The organism is Methanolobus sp. ZRKC3 (assembly GCF_045291275.1).
GTDB lineage: Archaea > Halobacteriota > Methanosarcinia > Methanosarcinales > Methanosarcinaceae > Methanolobus.
In genome coordinates, this window is the sequence record NZ_CP146982.1 from 1359053 (window position 1) to 1376210 (window position 17158).

Genomic DNA, 17158 nt, shown 5'->3' on the forward strand with positions numbered 1-17158 from the left:
CAGGTGCAAAACTTAAAAAGATAATCCCTAGGCATACAGGCCATCGGGATTAAGTGTTGTGCCGGATTTCTTGATCTTTTTTAAAGATGATTCAAAATCTTCAACTGTGACAATATCGCGGTCATCCACTATTGCAATATGAAGAGCGGTCTTGAGGAACTTTTCCACAAGATCTCGACCTGAAAGACCTGCTGTTTTCTTTGCAAATAATCTCAGGTCAATGTCCCCAACTTCCAGTGGGAAGGTAGCCAGATTGAATTCCAGTATCGCATAACGTTCATCATCATCAGGGAGAACGAATTCGATCTCCTCCTCAAACCTACTGCGAACAGCAGGGTCCAAAGCATTGGTCCTGTTGGTTGCGGCAATTGTACATACACCAGGACGTTCCACAATGCCATCCATTTCAGTAAGCAAAGCGTTGACTATCTCAGCCACATCCCCACGCAGTTCCTGGTTCTTTCGATCAAGAGCAATAGCATCAAGTTCATCAATGAAAATTATGCATGGAGCCATTTCCTGTGCACGGTCATAGAGTTGATGTATCTGCCTTGCACCCTCACCTACAAACTCACCGATCAGCTCAGTGGCCTTTACAGGCAAGAAAGGGACATGTGCCTTATTTGCAAGAGCCTTAGCCAACATGGTCTTCCCCGTACCAGACGGACCATAGAAGAGAACGTTGTTCGGAGCCCATTTCCCAAATCTACCAGGCTCTTCAAGAAAACGCTCGATTAGGCGGCATTTTTGACGGGCATTCTGCTGACCGACAACATCATCGAAAGCAACCTCACTTCGAAACTCAACCTTGGGTGCGCTGCCTGTTGCAACATCATTCACAATAATGGTAGTATTCGAACCGATTATAGAGTCAGGCGGCTCCACTTCTTTCACCTTATAGGCAAAATCCGGGTACATCCTTTTGTCAAACAGATAATCGCCCTTACGGGCAACATAACCATTCCATTGATCACGTGCATAATGCTCAAAAACCCCAGGATCCTCGATTTCAGGGTATTCATCGAGTGGGCTGGCCATAGGGTAACCTGCTGGTTCGAGTACCAGAAATTCAGCAGTACTGTCAACCTGATCAGTTGAAAGGTCCCTCTTGGTTTTAGTATTGATTCTTTGTGGAGTCCTTACTATGTGTATCATCTCTTTATTTTGTATGGTATCAAATGAATTATAACAATAATAAAACTTAACCCTTAAATATTTCGGGTCAGGAAATACATTCGAATATAATAAAATTCAGAACATATAAATATATTAACATCAGATATAAATCGGCGTTAAAACTTCAGGATTATGTAAAAATGAATACAAGAATACCAAAACTTGCAAATGGCGCATTTCTCATGATAGTATGCGTGCTTGGAATTGTCCTTATTTCACCTTATATAATACCTGAAGAAAACAATATACTATTAATAAGCTCAGCATTGATCATAGGAACTTTTGCAATTATAATATACACCAGCAACCAGATCGAAAAGACAAATCGAGAGTTAGAACAGAAAATGGCCAAACTCAACGATGAAAAAAGAATAGTGGAGAAACTGGTTGAACATAAATCAAATATAGAGAACAACGTATCCTCATTGATATCATTATTCATTGCCCCAAAAGATGTGGATACTACTATTAATGAAACTCTCAAAAAGGTAGGCCACTTCTGCGGATCCAGATGCAATTACCTGATTCTTTTGAACAATGATTCGAACTCGTTTTACAAGACCCATGAATGGAATCCTGCAGAAAACAAAACAAGCAGAATGATGTTTGAAACGCCCGGAATGGCAAACTACCCATGGATTATGAAACAGTTTAAGAACAAGGACATATTTTCCATCCCAAATATCGCATCCCTGCCAAAAGAAGCATTCAGGGAAGCGGAGATCATGAAATTGAGAGGAATTGAAGCACTAATAGCAGTACCAATAGAACTCGACCAAAATGTAATCGGTTTTATAGGAATAGAAAATCCAGAGTTCCCTGAAAAATGTTATGAAGAGCAGTTGCCAACATTGAAGATATTATCTGAGCTTATGGGAATGAGCATGCAACACAAGATATTCCTCGATGATCTTAGCCTTTTCAAAAATCTGATCAACGAATCTAATGACTTCATATTCATCCTTGACCCAGTAAATAATACCATTATCGATGTGAATGAAACAGCTTCCAAATACCTGGGATATTCCAGAGAAGAACTCCTGAACATGCAGAAAGAGGACATCAGGCAGATCTTCGGAGGACTATTCTGGGAGGAAGATATTCAAGAAGTATGCGGAAACAGATTCCTGGATCTTGACAGGACAATTGAAGGAAAAGATGGGAAGATCATTCCTGTTGAGATCAATGTGACATTCACAACCCATGAAAATAATAAATATGCACTGGCAGTAGTGCGCGATGTTTCCACACGTAAAGAGATGGAAGAAACACTCAGTAAAACCCAGGAAAGAGTCGAGCTTGCACTGGCAGGAGCAGATCTTGGTATGTGGGACTGGAATATTGAGACAAATGAACTTATTTACAATAACAGATGGGCAGAAATGCTCGGATACCAGGCAAAGAAGATCAAACCTCACTTTGATTCATGGAAGAAACTGATACATCAGGATGAAGTCGAAGAAGTGATGAGTGAAATTAAGCTCCACCTCAATTCGGAAAAGGAATTCTTTGAATCTGAATACAGAATGAAGAACATTGATGGTAAATGGCAATGGATACAGAGTCGTGGAAAGGTTGTGGAATGGAACAAAAACAATGAACCACTCAGGCTAACAGGCACCAGCATGGATACGAGCGAAAGAAAGCAATTTGAAGAAGAACTTTGCCGCTCAAATGAGTTAAAGGATCTATTCACAGACATTATGAGACATGACCTGCTGAATCCTGCAGGAAACGTCAGAGGTTTTGCAGACATACTTTATGAATCTGAAGAAGATGAGAAAAAGCGAAAATTCATAAACAGCATAAGGCGCAATAGCAATAAGGTCATAGAAATGATAGAGGCTGCTGCCAAATTTGCAAAACTCGAATCCACAGAAGAACTGGAACTGCAAAAAATGGATATAGGATCCATTTCCAGAAATGTGATAGACCAGTTCGAGCACATACTGGAAAACAGGCAAATGACCATCGAGATGAAAGCTCCAAACACATACTACACAATGGCAAATCCAATAGTGGAAGAAATACTTGCCAACTACATTTCAAATGCTATCAAATACAGCCCCGATGGAACAAATATTACAGTAGACATCGTTGATACAAACTATGACTGGAAGGTCGAAGTAACGGATTTGGGAGAAGGCATACCTGATGAATATAAGGAACAGGTATTCGACCGCTTCAAGCGTGCCAATAAGACTGGAGTCAAGGGAACCGGACTCGGACTTGCGATCGTGAAGCAGATTGCGGTGATCCATCAAGGAGATGTTGGTGTAGAAGATAACCCTAATGGACAGGGTAGCAGATTCTGGTTAAAGTTAAAGAAAGCACCAGATACAGGAAATCCAACAGTACCACACATGCAGACAGTGGGATATCATGAATGTGAAAATAACGACAGGATAGCAAAAATACAGCCCCAATAACTTTAAGTCAAATGCCCCCTCTATGAAAACCTAATTTTACAGCAAAGAGGCACAAAAATGGAACTCGATGAAGTCACTATTACAAGAGCTATATTTGAAGAGTATTCAAAGGTTTTTCTCGATTATATAGACGTTGACGTTGCACTGGTAGGTGGGGGACCTGCAAACCTGGTTGCAGCCAAGTACCTTGCTGAAGCAGGATTGAAAACTATCTTGTACGAAAGAAAACTCTCCATAGGAGGAGGAATGTGGGCTGGAGGAATGATGTTCCCACGCATAGTCGTGCAGGAAGATGCAAAGCACATCATGGATGATTTTGATATCCCATACCACGAATATGAAAAAGGATACTACGTTGCAAATTCAATCGAATCAGTAGGAAAATTAATTTGTGGAGCCACCGGAGCGGGTGCTGAGATATTCAACCTCATAGACGTCGAAGATGTAATGATACGTGAGAATGATACTGTTTGCGGACTTGTCATAAACTGGGGACCAGTGTCCATGAACAAACTTCACGTTGACCCACTTGCCATTCGTGCAAAGGTCGTCATTGACGGAACAGGACACGATGCAGCGATTTGCAGTACAGTACAACGCAAGATACCTGGTGCTGAAATGGGAGAACTTGGAGTCGTTGGTGAAAAGCCAATGTGGGCAGATGTAGGAGAGAAACTCCTCATGGAAACAACGAAGGAAGTTTACCCAGGACTCATAGTAACAGGAATGGCTGCAAATGCGGTTGCCGGGGCGCCAAGAATGGGACCAGTCTTTGGTGGTATGCTGCTTTCGGGTAAAAAAGCAGCAGAAATTGCAATTGAAAAGCTAAAAAGATAAAATAATTCCTGCATAATACACATAAAAGACGTTTTATGCCCATTTTCAAAGGAAAAGTTTATCTAAGAAAAATACAGTTATAGGGTGCTTTCAAAGGGAAGCACCTACTTCGAGCCGGGGTAGGGTAGCGGTTATCCTGTAGCCCTGTGGAGGCTACGATCCGAGTTCGATTCTCGGTCCCGGCCCCATAATTCTTTTTTCAAAGTAAACAATCAATCGAAGATTGTACTATTTTCATACCCTCATAATTAATAGCGATGCTAACAGAGATGTCACTAGCAGTGAATTTTAAGAAATATAAGAAAAACCATACCTACGCCTGCAAGAGTTACACATTCTTGCAAATGATTAATTCTAAGGCCCTATAATTAAAATCTGCTAATAACATAAGTTAAGTGTGTATAATCATAAACACCAAAATTAAAAAAATTAAAAATAAATGAACTTACTCAAACTCATGGAGTTTAAGTTGTCTGCGCTGACAGGTCTGCTCACCAGGAATATCCACAGGATAAGCGCCTGTAAGACAACCAAGGCAAAGATCATCCCTGTCAAGACCAATGGCGCTGACGAGTCCATCAATACTGAGATATCCAAGTGAATCAGCATTAATGACAGCTTCCACACCACTTACAGTCTTGTGTGCGGCAATTAACTCATCCCTTGATGACATATCGATACCAAGATAACATGGAGCAATTATAGGAGGACTTCCTATGCGCGCATGAACCGCATTTGCACCAGCTTTCCTGACCATGTCAATGATACGTCGGGATGTGGTTCCCCTGACAATACTGTCATCTACAAGAACTACACTCTTACCCTTGATATTTTCATCAATGGTATTCATTTTAAGACGAACCGCAGTCTCACGCATCGCCTGCCCAGGGAGAATGAAAGTACGCCCTATGTAACGATTCTTCATGAGACTTTCTTCATAATCAATATGCGATTCGCGAGAATAACCAATAGCTGAAGTTATCCCAGAATCAGGCACAGGGGATACCATATCAGCATCCACGGGATGTTCACGGGACAAATGCTCACCTATCCGCTCCCTCACTCTATAAACAAGCTGCCCATCAATTATTGAGTCAGGGCGTGCAAAATAAACATATTCAAATACACAATGTGCACAGCAGGGTTCATTGAACAGTTGATGGGACTCGATCTCGCCATCTCTGAAAATGATAAGTTCACCAGGCTTCACGTCCCTGATAAGGCTTCCATTCAACGTATCAATGGCAACACTCTCAGAAGCTACCGCATACCCGGATTCAATTTCTCCGATGCACAAAGGCTTGAATCCATATGGATCCCTTACAGCCATCAGCAGGTCATCGATCATGATAACCAAAGAATAAGAGCCATTAAGGACTTTCATCACATTACGCATGGCTTCTGGCGGCTCGTGTTTCAGAAGTTCCTTTACAAGAAGGTGAGCAATCACCTCGGTATCGGAATTCGCCACAAAAACATGGCCTTCGGCTTCAAGGCCATTGCGTAGATCCATCCCATTGACCAGATTACCATTATGGGCTATTGCCACAGTGCCACTCTTATAAGTGACAATGAAAGGCTGGCAGTTCTCAATTTTAGAGTCGCCACTGGTTGAGTAGCGCACATGGCCAATACCCACATTGCCTTTCAGCTCAACAAGATCATCCTTGTTAAAAACTTCCGGTACAAGCCCCATGCCCTTAAAAGCACGAGGTTCTCTGCCATTATGAACAGATATACCTGAAGATTCCTGCCCACGATGCTGTAGAGCATACAGGGCATAATAGATCTGGAGCGCTGCGGGCACAGGATGTGAATTCGCATCTTGCTTAACCACACCCACAACACCGCATTCTTCTCGCATTTAGATCCTCGGCGTTAAAAAAATAAATGAGTATTCAATTAATACTTGCACTTTCTCTGCCATTTGTAGCTTCTCATACGAGAAGTCTTTCCAAAGCCACATGATGTACACTGCTTTGTATGGATGTTAAGTGAAACACTTCCGCAGCGCCTGCACTTAAGATGCGTGCGCTTCTGCCTCTTACCCATTGAGGGAGTACCTTTTGACATTTATAATCACCTTTAGTTTGAAATTGAAATAGTATTTTGATTAGTAGGATTTTACCCCTGATATGGTTATTAGTTCTTATATGTTACGTTTGTCTCAGGGAGAAACATATACTACGTTATCGCCCCTGATAACAACACTACCTAATTTTCTAATAACTTCTCCTTCTTTCAGTTCTTCCGCATCATCGAGTACGAGGTTCATGTGAACATCGTATCCCTGGAGTTTACCTCTAAACTCTCTTGCGCCTTTTAGTCTCACGATCACAGGTGTGTTCAAAGAATCATTCAATATATCAAGAGGTCTGTTTCCCATATTAGTCGCCCTCGTTTAAAAACCTGAATAGTAGTAATAAATATCAGGTATTCTAAATTTGTTTACGTACATATACGCCTTATGCTGCACCACTCTTGCACATACAATATATAAATCTATCGTACAATTGGCAATAGTTGATGAAATGAAGAGGATAATCACCATATTTATTTGCGATCTGACCAACTACTATTTAAATCACCAGACGTTAAGTCCAGCATCGCAAAGAAGTTAATCTGCATAAGACACATCCATCCTATATAAGGAGAAGCGAACATGACAAAGACACCTGTTGTAATGACAATAGCCGGATCTGATTCAGGCGGGGGTGCGGGCATTGAAGCAGACATTAAAACCATTGCCAGCCACGGACTGCATGGAGCAGTTGCTATAACGTCAGTTACGTCACAGAATACAACAGGCGTTTTAAGTACATTTGACCTGCCCACAGAAGTAATAGCAAATCAGATCGATGCAGTTTGCAACGATATGGATGTTAAATGGGCAAAGTCCGGCATGCTATCATCATCCGAGATTATTACCACCGTTACTAAAATGGTGAAAAAATACGGATTAAAGCTGGTAGTTGACCCAGTAATGGCCGCAGAAGCTGGCGGAGACCTTCTAAAAGAAGATGCATTATCAGCACTTAAAGAAGAACTTCTCCCCATTAGCCAGGTCGTAACTCCAAATATAAATGAAGCCACTGCCCTTTCCGGCATGAACATAAGCAACATCGAAGATGCAAAAAAAGCTGCAAGGACCATTGCGGCCACAGGTGTCAAAACTGTAATTGTTACAGGAGGACATCTAGATGCATCCGATATCGTATATGAGAGTGAGAATGAAAGATTCACCATTATTCCCGGTGAATTTGTAAAAGGCGGTACGCACGGTTCAGGTTGCACATATTCCACATCATTAGCATCGCATCTGGCATGTGGAAAGACAATTGATGAAGCCGCAAAAGGAGCCAAGGATTTTGTAGTGCATGCCATCCAAGGCAGCCAATCGGTAGGAAAAGGGGTAGCTCCAGTAAACCCTCTGGCAAAACTCCAGCATAATACCGATAAATGAATCCACTTTATGGAAATTTATGCCTATAGGTAATTAACTTGCAAGCGAGCAGAAACGCAAGTGATCATACAGATCTATATTTTACAGAGTGAAACCAAAATGGAAACTATAACATTCAACGACCTCTACCTTTCAAGAGAATTGAGAAGAGGCATCACAGAAATGGGATATAAAGAGCCAACCGACATCCAGCAAAAGGCCATCCCCATCATACAGGAAGGAAAAGACATCATAGGCCAGGCACAAACAGGAACAGGTAAAACTGCTGCTTTTGGCATACCCCTTCTGGACAGCATCAATGCCAGAAGTAAAAAAACACAGGCAATGATACTTTGCCCCACAAGAGAACTGGCTAATCAGGTTGCCGATGAATTAACTAAAATTTCCAAGTACCTCGAGGGAATAAATGTTGTACCCATCTACGGTGGCAAACCAATAGGCCAGCAGATTAGAGACATAAAGAAGGGAGCACATATTATCGTCGGAACCCCCGGCAGGATCATTGACCATATCGAACGCCGTACTCTAAGAATGGACAGTATTGAGATCATGATCCTTGACGAAGCTGACGAGATGCTTAACATGGGATTCAGAGAAGATATCGAGCGCATACTTGACAATGCACCGGTAGAAAGACAGACATTGCTTTTCTCCGCAACTATGCCAAAACCCATTCTCAGACTTACAAAAGAATACCAGCAGAATCCAGAGCACATAAATGTGGTCAAGAGAGAGCTTACTGCACCAAAGGTAGAGCAGTTCTATATTGAGATGAAGGGAAGTGAAAAGGCAGATGCGGTTCGCCGAATCATAGAAGCGAACAATTTCAAATCATCACTGATCTTTTGTAATACAAAGAGAGAGGTCGACACATTACTTGTGAAACTCAAGGCACATGGTCACTCCGTAGAAGCATTGCATGGTGATATCAAGCAGGCTCAAAGAGAAATAACCATGAAAAGACTTCGTGATGAGAAGATTAATGTTCTTGTTGCCACAGATGTTGCTGCAAGAGGTCTTGATGTCGAAAACATAGAAGTTGTTTTCAATTATGACCTCCCTCACGAGATAGAAACCTATGTTCACAGAATCGGAAGGACCGCAAGGGCAGGAAGGCCTGGTGTTGCATATTCCTTTGTATCAAGAAGAGAGACAGGGAAACTAAGGGCTATCAAGAAGTACACCAAGACCGAGATCATATCCGCAAGGGTGCCATCCTACAAAGATATCGAAAAGATAAAGGATGCACAGATAGCAGATGCGGTCAGACAAACACTTAAAGCAGGCCAGCTTGACAAATACGATTCATGGGTCGAACAACTTGCAGAAAGTGACGAGTACAACTATAAGGACATAGCTGCTGCACTTGCTAAAATGATACTTAGAGATGGTAAAAAGAACAAGTACTGACTTCACTGAGCATACAGGGCGATACTATGAAGGATTTTGTCATTATAGGACATAAAGCACTGACATCCGGTGATTTTTCACTAAATGACCTTCCCGGTTCCGCAGGGAGAATGGACATACTGTGCCGTTGCATAAATTCGGCACTCTTCCTTTCCCATGAAATGAGAAGAGACATCAATGTGCATCTGGTCTTACTTGGAGAACCAGATCCTGGAAAGGTCATTCGTTTCAATGGGCAGGAACTTAAGTACCTCAATCCGGACGAAAGAAGTAGCGGATCCCTCATAAAAAAAGCACTTCAGAAAGATGCACTCGAGTACGAATCCCGTTCCACCCCAGGCGTATGGATACGCCGTGCAGGTCTGGAACAGTTGCTCGAAGAATTTGCTGAAAAGGGAAAAACGGTCTATTACCTGAGAGAAGATGGAGAAGACATCAGAGAAATAGCACCATCCCTTGATAATTCTGTATTTGTCCTTGGTGACCACATGGGAGTAACTGAGGAAGAAGAGGCGATCATTGGTAAATTTGCCTCAAAGACACTGACAATAGGGCCTATTTCACTTCATTCAGACCACTGCATAACAATAATCCTTAATGAGCTTGACAGGGTCGAGCAATAATAAGCTAAAAAGGATTATATTGCAAACTGAACAAATCGTGCAATACCCAAAAATCAGTATTCAGTAAACTATCAATTCATATTAAGCACAAAAGTGATCCAATGAGCATACTTGAAACTGCGAAGAAGATAATCAGCGAAGGACCCATATGTGACAATTGTATGGGCAGGCAATTTGCGAAATTATCCACCGGACTAAGTAACCTTGAAAGAGGAAGCGCCATTAAATTGTCCCTTGCAATGGAAGGCGACATGATCTATAAGGAGTCAGGAGATGACACAGTCCTTAAGGAGCTTTCCACATGCAATCCCTATGCAAGAAAAACACTTGGAATTGAGGGAGAGGACAAAAAGTGCTGGGTATGCCTTGGCCTTTACGAAACCCTCGACCAATGGGCCAAACGCGCAGTTGAAGCTATCGGAGATAGGGAATATTCAACATTACTTGTAGGAACAAAGATTAGTGGACTCCTTTCCGAAAATGAGGAGATACTCTGGAGCGAGTGCGGCATAGCGCATGCGGAACAGTTTAAAACCGAATTGAACAGGGAAGTAGGAAAGCTGATCGCACCACTTACTGGAAAGGAAGTGGATTTTGACCGCCCCGACATACTGGTTACCCTCGATATTGCAGAGAATGATATCAAACTTCAGGTACGTTCACTCTACATACAGGGAAGATACAAGAAATTCGTAAGAACCATACCGCAGACAAGGTGGCCATGCCGCTCATGCAGAGGAAAAGGTTGCGAGAAATGCGAATTCACTGGCAAGCAGTATCCTGAATCAGTTGACGAGCTCATCCGCGAAGAAGTCGTTAAAGCCACTAATGCAACCGATACCAAATTCCACGGAGCTGGAAGAGAGGATATTGATGCACTTATGCTTGGCACCGGAAGGCCGTTTGTAGTTGAAGCACTTAGCCCGACCATACGCAGCATTGACCTGGAGACTCTTGAGAAGAAAATAAATGAGCATGCTGCAGGTAAAGTTGAAGTAGAAGGGCTTAAAATAGTAGAGAAGGATGTAATTGAGCACTTGAAAGCATCAAAAGCGGATAAAGTTTATAACCTTAAAGTTACATTCAAAGAGCCAGTTTCAAAAGAAAGACTTATATCTGTCATTGACAGTCTGGTCGGAGCTGAAATTGCACAGAGGACACCACAACGTGTTGCCCACAGGCGAGGCGATCTTGTCCGCAAAAGACGTGTACATGGAATGCAACTTCTTGAAAAAACTGAAGAATACGCCATCATACAGGTTCATTGTGACGGCGGATTATATGTCAAGGAACTAACATCTGGTGATGAAGGAAGAACAGAGCCAAGTCTCACAGGCCTATTAGAAATTGAGGCGACAGTTACAGAACTCGACGTTATTAGCGTTGACATTTGACTGGATATCACAGATCAATAATCAATATTATCAACTAACTAAAATAATCAATCATTTAATCAATGGAGGAAAATTATGGCAACATCACACGGCGAAAGACATTGTACACGCTACAAGTTGAAGAAGACTGTAAGAGAAAGAGGACTTTCCACAATAAGCAAGGCAATTCAAGAATTCACAGAAGGACAGATGGTACACATCGATATCGATCCAAGTGTGCAGAAGGGAATGCCAAACCCAAGGTTCCAGGGTAAAACAGGGAAAGTATTAGGAATGCGCGGCCGTGCATTTATGTTGCAGATAAGAGATGGAAAGGCAACCAAGCAGATCATCTCCCTTCCACAGCACCTGAAACCACAGAAGTACAACTAAAACTAAATGATTTCAGGCACTTGACCTGAAGTCCTTTTTATCGATAGATATATCTTTATTGCCAACTTTAGAGATGTATCTTCGATTATAATCTATGCCACCAGGCAATTTAATTTTCTAAAGAGTGTTTATTGATGATAGTTAAAGAAGTGTTGAATGAGGAATTACTGACCCTTCCTGAAGTCAAGGGCATGTTACACGAGATCATGGAAGAGCGCTTAAAGGCCGAGGAAGAACTTGGATACGAACTGCGCAAGGCCATCAATCATGCAGAGATGTTCTCCAAGACGACGCCTGAAAAAGCAAGGGAGCTTGTTAACAAACTTCTAGATCTGGAAAAAATGAAGCCGGAAATTGCAGTCCGGATAGCAGACATCATGCCCCAAACAAGAGATGAATTAAGGACACTTTATGCAAAGGAAAGATTCACCCTTGCAGACGAAGAACTTGATGAGATGCTCGGCATGGTTGAAGAGGCAATGGATTAAATTTATATCCAATACATTCCTATTTTTATCCGAATGATTTGATGCCAGTATCAGTGGATATGTGGTTGGAGGGAACAAATGACTACAAGGGGAAAGCCACCTGAAAAGGAAGAATATGCATTGGTCCTTGATTATCTTCCATATGGAAGTTCAGATGACAGGCGACCAGCGTACCAGAAAAAACCTCTGGTTCAAGTCGTCGGAGAAAACAATTTTGTCTTAATGGATCTTGTGCCAAAAGAAGGAGAAATTCCTGACATACAGTCACGTGTTTATATTGGTGATGGAGACAGAGATGTAATTGACCATGTTAAACACAAGGTATCCTATAAAGACCTGAGTCATGGAGCCCAGCTTGAGCTACCATATGTGCTGGAAATAAGCATCAAAGCAAATGAAGAGAGATTTGTTAAATTCTTCAATGACGCACATTCAATTACCAGCAGGCTACATATGCTGGAATTGCTTCCCGGAATTGGCAAGAAACTCATGTGGGCTATTATAGACGATAGGAAAAAAGGCGAATATAAGAGTCTGGAAGAACTTCACGAGAGAGTTGGCGGTGTACACTCCCCACAAAAAGTGATTGCCAACAGGATACTTGAAGAGCTCAAGGATGATAATATAAAATACAGGCTTTTTACCTTACCGCCCCGCCGCACCAGAAATCAGTGAGAAGGGGTATTCTTTTTGGTTCGTAATATTCTCAGGAAATATGGAATACGTGGAGGAAACCACGACCAGCATTTCCTTATAGATGAGCGTTTGCTTGACAAAATTGTCGAGGCTGGAGACATACAGCCAGACGAAGTCATACTTGAGATTGGAGCAGGTATTGGCAATCTTACAGAAAGATTGATCAAGCAGGCGAAGAAAGTTATTGCAATAGAAAGGGATCCCGAACTTGTTGATGTACTTAAAGACAGGCTAGGAGAGTGCGAAAATCTGGAGATTATTCATGGAGATGTCCTCAAAGTAGATATCCCTGATTTTGATAAGGTCATAGCCAACCTCCCATATTCCATTTCATCGGAAATAACATTCAAACTATTCCGCCACAAATTCAAACTTGGAATCCTGATGTACCAGTATGAATTTGCACAGCGCATGGTATCACATGCCAATTCAGATGACTACAGCAGACTCTCTGTGAATACACACTATTTTGCGGATGCATCAATTATCATGAAAGTTCCAAAAGGGGCATTCTCACCAGCTCCAGAAGTACTATCTGCAGTTGTGAAGGTAGAACCAAGGCCTGCACCTTTTGAAGTGCTGGATGAGAAGTATTTCCTCGCCTTTGTAACTGCTGTTTTTGGGCAGAGACGCAAGAAGATGCGAAACTCAATAATCAGGAATAAGCAACTTCTTGGCATAGATGACATGAAGGAATTCATCACCGAACTTCCTGAAGATATGCTAAACAAGCGACCTGAAAACCTTGAGCCTGAAGAATTCGCATACCTCGCAAACATCATGTTCAAGCATAAGCAGGACATATAAATACCCTTATTATGGCAACCATCAATTACAAGAATACCAGTGTAAAGCTGGCTGAAAATGTATATGAGCCGGCAGAAGACTCGTTTTTACTTGCAAATGCAGCACTTGATATAACAATTGATGGAATGCAAATACTTGAGATAGGTACCGGAAGTGGCTTTGTTTCTGCGATCCTCCAGGCAAACAAAGACATAAGGCTCATAGCAACCGAAATAAATCCTTTTGCTGCCAAATGTGCCAGGTCCAATGGAATAGAGGTCATAAGAACCGATATGTTCGCAGGGATCAAAGACAAGAAGCATTTTGACATGATCATATTCAATCCACCCTACCTCCCTACATCGGAAGATGAAAAGGTACCAGGCTGGCTTAACTATGCATTTGACGGAGGGATTACCGGACGTGATTCCATCAAGCCCTTTTTCCGGAATGTTAAAAAATACCTTCGATCGGAAGGAATAATTCTACTTTTGATATCATCCCTTACAGGCATTGATGAAGTGAAAAAAGAGATCTCGGATTTTGATTTTGATTCGCAAATCATAGCCAGGGAAAAATGTTCTTTTGAAGAACTTGTTGTTCTCAAATGCAATACCAGAAAAAATTGATCATAGGCTTATTGAACATTGCCGTGCTATATAGATCACTTCACGCTTACCGATAGAGCCTGAAAATTATAATTGATGGTTAGATAAAACCATCAATCAATTCGTTTATCTTTTCAGTTTCAGGTTTGCCCTTCACAAGAGGACCGGATTTTAGCACATCCAGATGATCCCCAAATACCGGTTTATCTTTTTCATAGAAAATACCAAGAGGTATCTTCTCACCCCATTCGAGTGATCTTTCAAAGGCCCTGACCCGTTCATCCAGAGGATATTCACCTTCGTCCATTTTGTATACCCTTTCGGAATACCACTTGAACGTGTTCAGCTTGTTAAATGAGACACATGGTTGCAGCACATCAACAAGTGAAAAACCTCTGTGATTGATTGCCTTTTCGATCAGCTCCGTAAGATGTGGAACATCCCCGGCATATCCCCTGCTTACAAATGAACAATCCAGAGAGATTGCCATGGCAAGCGGGTTTAAGGGCGTGTTAAATACACCGTGATTCTGGATCTTTGTCTTCATGCCAAGTTCACTTGTTGGTGATGCCTGTCCTTTCGTGAGCCCGTATATCTGGTTATCATGCACTATTAGTGTGATATCGGGATTTCTCCTTACGTTGTGAATGAAATGGTTGCCCCCTTCACCATAGCAATCACCATCGCCAGCAACTGCAAGGACCGTCAGTTCATGATTGGCAATCTTTGCACCAATAGCAGGTGGTAGTGAACGACCATGCAGACCATTGAAAACATTGCATTTTAGATAATGCGGCAGCTTACTTGACTGACCGATACCTGAAGCGATAAGAACCTCATGCGGAGCTTTTCCAAGGTTTGTAAGTGCCTGTTTTATGGCTTTGAGGATTGCAAAGTTACCACACCCAGGACACCATTCCGTTTCATAATCCCCATAATCTTCTATGCTGACCATTCAGATCACCCCTTTTTCTTTAAGAGCATTTACTATGAATTCCGGACTGAAAGGTTTCCCATCATAACGCAGTATTTTTCCAGTAAGCTCAACACCGGTATCCGATGTAAGCAATCTTGCAAACTGCCCGGTGGCATTGCCTTCCACGCATATTATCTTCTTCGACCTTCGAAGGATCTCGCGGGTTTGAGATGCAGGGAAAGGATACACGTAATTGTAGTGAACAAGATTTACAGAATGACCTTCAGCATTGAGATTATCCACAGCTTCTGCAAGAGGACCATAACTCGAGCCCCAGCCTATGAGTGATATATTCGCATTTTCCGGACCATGGACTGCAGGGGCAGGAATTTCCCCGCTAAGAACCTCCAGCTTCTTCATCCTTTTTTCATTCATCCTTATGCGATTCTCAACTGTTTGATCAATATGCCCCATCTCATTATGTTCATCACTGTCTGCAACTACCACAACCCCCTCCTGACCGGGAATTGCCCTTGGAGATATACCAAGAGGTGTGAACTTGTAACGTTTGTATTCGCCATGTTTTGTCCTTAGTTCCTGGTCGGAAAGAAGGTGCCTCTCGATATTTACCTTTGAAGGATCGAACCTCTCACACGTGAACAGGGAATCTGCAAGATACTGATCACTCATAACAAATACAGGGATCTGATACTTATCGGCAATGTTAAATGCCTCTGCAGTCAGGTAAAAACATTCCTCAGGAGTTCCCGGTGCCAGCACAGCCCTTGGGAATTCACCTTGTGCAGCATTCAGGACAAATTGCAGATCACCCTGCTCCGTCATTGTCGGAAGTCCTGTTGCAGGCCCAGGACGTTGTGAAAGGAAGATAACAGCCGGAGTTTCTGTGATGCCAGAAAGACCAAGTGCCTCTGCCATCAATGAAAAGCCCCCGCCAGATGTTGTTGTCATCGCACGAACCCCAGTAAAGGAGGCACCAAGAACCATATTCAATGCTGCGATCTCATCTTCTGCCTGCTCGACAACCACATTGAAATTATCAGCGTTTGTCGCAACGAATGTCATCACGCCAGTCGAAGGGGTCATAGGATATGCTGCAAGGAACCGGAGATCTGCAGCCAGAGCACCAAGTCCTACCGCATCATTGCCGGCAATGAGCATTTTAGCACCCTCCCCTGCAACCTCAGGAACTTCGAACTTGCAACCATGAGGATAATTTTCCATCACATAATCAAAACCTGCTCGTGCAGCCTTGATATTCTTATCAATTATTTCCTCCCCTTTTTTCTTGAAAGTGCTGCTAAGTACCTCTGAGAGATAATCGAATTCAGAGCATAGTAAACCCATAGCTGCTCCAGTTGCCACTGAATTTGAGTATATCTTATTACCACATACATCTTTAGCTATATTCAGCATCGGAACATGAAATACAGCATCATGTTCCACTTCCAGACCAAGTGCATCCATATCAACCAGTACGACACCATCAGAGATCTCATTGAGATGTTCATCAATTGAAGCTTTATCCAGTGCTATGAGTACATCAACACTTTCAGTCATTGCCTTTAAAGGAACATCACTTATGCGTATCTGGAAAATATTGTGACCACCCCTTACTCTGGAGAGATAGTACTGAGTTGCAAAAACAAAGAATCCACTTTTCCTGAAGGTTTTGGAAAGCACCATACCTATGGTTTGCAAACCCTGGCCTGCAGCTCCACCTATCTTTATGTTAAGATCAAAATTCATTATGATTCCCCCTAATCTGTACACCACATTATTTGTGATGGTTAACATGATCAAAACTACCCACCAAGGCATGATCATTTACTACTGAGATATATCACTAAACTATTTGCGTTTGTCCTTTATATGTATAACTGCCTTTAGAAATGAATAATTACCATATCAAGTGGAATATGTTTATATAATATATTGTGTT

General features: G+C 42.1%; 17 protein-coding genes and 1 tRNA gene. 12 read left to right on the top strand and 6 right to left on the bottom strand.

What is annotated here, in order from left to right; translation table 11 throughout:
• Positions 1-27: 27 nt before the first annotated feature.
• Entirely contained in the window at positions 28-1155 is a 1128-nt protein-coding gene (locus tag V7O66_RS06820; protein WP_406662480.1) for an AAA family ATPase, read from the bottom strand.
• Between the two features lie 161 nt (positions 1156-1316).
• On the opposite strand from V7O66_RS06820, the gene V7O66_RS06825 reads away from it, so the two are divergent.
• The 3 genes from V7O66_RS06825 (at position 1317) to V7O66_RS06835 (ending at position 4630) form a co-directional block, all read left to right on the top strand.
• Complete coding sequence (locus V7O66_RS06825) at positions 1317-3605, top strand: PAS domain-containing protein (RefSeq protein ID WP_406662482.1); 2289 nt, start codon at positions 1317-1319, stop codon at positions 3603-3605.
• A gap of 57 nt (positions 3606-3662) precedes the next feature.
• A complete protein-coding gene (locus V7O66_RS06830; protein WP_406662484.1) occupies positions 3663-4442 on the top strand; it encodes a sulfide-dependent adenosine diphosphate thiazole synthase in 780 nt (259 codons plus the stop codon).
• Positions 4443-4555: 113 nt separating this feature from the next.
• Positions 4556-4630: transfer RNA gene (locus V7O66_RS06835), tRNA-His, on the top strand.
• Between the two features lie 257 nt (positions 4631-4887).
• On the opposite strand, the gene purF is transcribed toward V7O66_RS06835, so the two are convergent.
• From purF to V7O66_RS06850, 3 genes are all read right to left on the bottom strand, one after another.
• Complete coding sequence (purF, locus tag V7O66_RS06840) at positions 4888-6306, bottom strand: amidophosphoribosyltransferase (protein ID WP_406662486.1); 1419 nt, start codon at positions 6304-6306, stop codon at positions 4888-4890.
• A gap of 38 nt (positions 6307-6344) precedes the next feature.
• A complete protein-coding gene (locus V7O66_RS06845) occupies positions 6345-6515 on the bottom strand; it encodes a 50S ribosomal protein L37e (protein WP_406662488.1) in 171 nt (56 codons plus the stop codon).
• A 94-nt stretch (positions 6516-6609) separates the two neighbouring features.
• Positions 6610-6828, bottom strand: a complete 219-nt coding sequence (locus V7O66_RS06850; RefSeq protein WP_406662490.1) for an LSm family protein — start codon at positions 6826-6828, stop codon at positions 6610-6612.
• A gap of 276 nt (positions 6829-7104) precedes the next feature.
• Between V7O66_RS06850 and thiD the strand changes: the two genes are divergently transcribed.
• The 9 genes from thiD (at position 7105) to V7O66_RS06895 (ending at position 14303) form a co-directional block, all read left to right on the top strand.
• Positions 7105-7905: a bifunctional hydroxymethylpyrimidine kinase/phosphomethylpyrimidine kinase gene (gene thiD, locus V7O66_RS06855; protein ID WP_406662492.1), complete on the top strand. Its 801-nt coding sequence runs from the start codon at positions 7105-7107 to the stop codon at positions 7903-7905.
• A 99-nt stretch (positions 7906-8004) separates the two neighbouring features.
• A complete protein-coding gene (locus tag V7O66_RS06860; protein ID WP_406662494.1) occupies positions 8005-9315 on the top strand; it encodes a DEAD/DEAH box helicase in 1311 nt (436 codons plus the stop codon).
• Positions 9316-9341: 26 nt separating this feature from the next.
• On the top strand, positions 9342-9938 hold the full coding sequence (gene trmY / locus V7O66_RS06865) for a tRNA (pseudouridine(54)-N(1))-methyltransferase TrmY (RefSeq protein WP_406662496.1): 597 nt from the start codon (positions 9342-9344) through the stop codon (positions 9936-9938).
• A 101-nt stretch (positions 9939-10039) separates the two neighbouring features.
• Positions 10040-11332 (top strand): tRNA pseudouridine(54/55) synthase Pus10, encoded by a 1293-nt coding sequence (locus tag V7O66_RS06870; protein ID WP_406662498.1) that lies wholly within the window; start codon positions 10040-10042, stop codon positions 11330-11332.
• A gap of 75 nt (positions 11333-11407) precedes the next feature.
• A complete protein-coding gene (locus tag V7O66_RS06875) occupies positions 11408-11704 on the top strand; it encodes a 50S ribosomal protein L21e (RefSeq protein ID WP_406662500.1) in 297 nt (98 codons plus the stop codon).
• A gap of 134 nt (positions 11705-11838) precedes the next feature.
• A complete protein-coding gene (locus V7O66_RS06880) occupies positions 11839-12192 on the top strand; it encodes an RNA polymerase Rpb4 family protein (RefSeq protein ID WP_406662502.1) in 354 nt (117 codons plus the stop codon).
• A gap of 78 nt (positions 12193-12270) precedes the next feature.
• Positions 12271-12867 (top strand): DUF655 domain-containing protein, encoded by a 597-nt coding sequence (locus tag V7O66_RS06885; protein WP_406662504.1) that lies wholly within the window; start codon positions 12271-12273, stop codon positions 12865-12867.
• 15 nt (positions 12868-12882) lie between these two features.
• Positions 12883-13695, top strand: a complete 813-nt coding sequence (rsmA, locus tag V7O66_RS06890) for a 16S rRNA (adenine(1518)-N(6)/adenine(1519)-N(6))-dimethyltransferase RsmA (RefSeq protein ID WP_406662506.1) — start codon at positions 12883-12885, stop codon at positions 13693-13695.
• Positions 13696-13706: 11 nt separating this feature from the next.
• Complete coding sequence (locus tag V7O66_RS06895) at positions 13707-14303, top strand: HemK2/MTQ2 family protein methyltransferase (RefSeq protein WP_406662508.1); 597 nt, start codon at positions 13707-13709, stop codon at positions 14301-14303.
• 79 nt (positions 14304-14382) lie between these two features.
• On the opposite strand, the gene V7O66_RS06900 is transcribed toward V7O66_RS06895, so the two are convergent.
• Positions 14383-15237: a 2-oxoacid:ferredoxin oxidoreductase subunit beta gene (locus V7O66_RS06900; RefSeq protein WP_406662510.1), complete on the bottom strand. Its 855-nt coding sequence runs from the start codon at positions 15235-15237 to the stop codon at positions 14383-14385.
• The gene (locus V7O66_RS06905; RefSeq protein ID WP_406662512.1) at positions 15238-16965 is read right to left on the bottom strand and encodes a 2-oxoacid:acceptor oxidoreductase subunit alpha; all 1728 of its coding nucleotides are present in this window, start codon (positions 16963-16965) and stop codon (positions 15238-15240) included.
• Between the last annotated feature and the right edge of the window lie 193 nt (positions 16966-17158).

Excerpts from the sequence above, each read along its gene's own strand:
- V7O66_RS06830 (WP_406662484.1), top strand. The coding sequence starts at position 3,663 with ATGGAACTCGATGAAGTCACTATTACAAGAGCTATATTTGAAGAGTAT.
- V7O66_RS06860 (WP_406662494.1), top strand. The coding sequence starts at position 8,005 with ATGGAAACTATAACATTCAACGACCTCTACCTTTCAAGAGAATTGAGA.
- V7O66_RS06850 (WP_406662490.1), bottom strand. The coding sequence starts at position 6,828 with ATGGGAAACAGACCTCTTGATATATTGAATGATTCTTTGAACACACCT.
- V7O66_RS06870 (WP_406662498.1), top strand. The coding sequence starts at position 10,040 with ATGAGCATACTTGAAACTGCGAAGAAGATAATCAGCGAAGGACCCATA.
- V7O66_RS06825 (WP_406662482.1), top strand. The coding sequence starts at position 1,317 with ATGAATACAAGAATACCAAAACTTGCAAATGGCGCATTTCTCATGATA.
- V7O66_RS06845 (WP_406662488.1), bottom strand. The coding sequence starts at position 6,515 with ATGTCAAAAGGTACTCCCTCAATGGGTAAGAGGCAGAAGCGCACGCAT.
- V7O66_RS06885 (WP_406662504.1), top strand. The coding sequence starts at position 12,271 with ATGACTACAAGGGGAAAGCCACCTGAAAAGGAAGAATATGCATTGGTC.
- V7O66_RS06880 (WP_406662502.1), top strand. The coding sequence starts at position 11,839 with ATGATAGTTAAAGAAGTGTTGAATGAGGAATTACTGACCCTTCCTGAA.
- thiD (WP_406662492.1), top strand. The coding sequence starts at position 7,105 with ATGACAAAGACACCTGTTGTAATGACAATAGCCGGATCTGATTCAGGC.
- purF (WP_406662486.1), bottom strand. The coding sequence starts at position 6,306 with ATGCGAGAAGAATGCGGTGTTGTGGGTGTGGTTAAGCAAGATGCGAAT.
- V7O66_RS06905 (WP_406662512.1), bottom strand. The coding sequence starts at position 16,965 with ATGAATTTTGATCTTAACATAAAGATAGGTGGAGCTGCAGGCCAGGGT.
- V7O66_RS06820 (WP_406662480.1), bottom strand. The coding sequence starts at position 1,155 with ATGATACACATAGTAAGGACTCCACAAAGAATCAATACTAAAACCAAG.
- V7O66_RS06900 (WP_406662510.1), bottom strand. The coding sequence starts at position 15,237 with ATGGTCAGCATAGAAGATTATGGGGATTATGAAACGGAATGGTGTCCT.
- V7O66_RS06875 (WP_406662500.1), top strand. The coding sequence starts at position 11,408 with ATGGCAACATCACACGGCGAAAGACATTGTACACGCTACAAGTTGAAG.
- trmY (WP_406662496.1), top strand. The coding sequence starts at position 9,342 with ATGAAGGATTTTGTCATTATAGGACATAAAGCACTGACATCCGGTGAT.
- V7O66_RS06895 (WP_406662508.1), top strand. The coding sequence starts at position 13,707 with ATGGCAACCATCAATTACAAGAATACCAGTGTAAAGCTGGCTGAAAAT.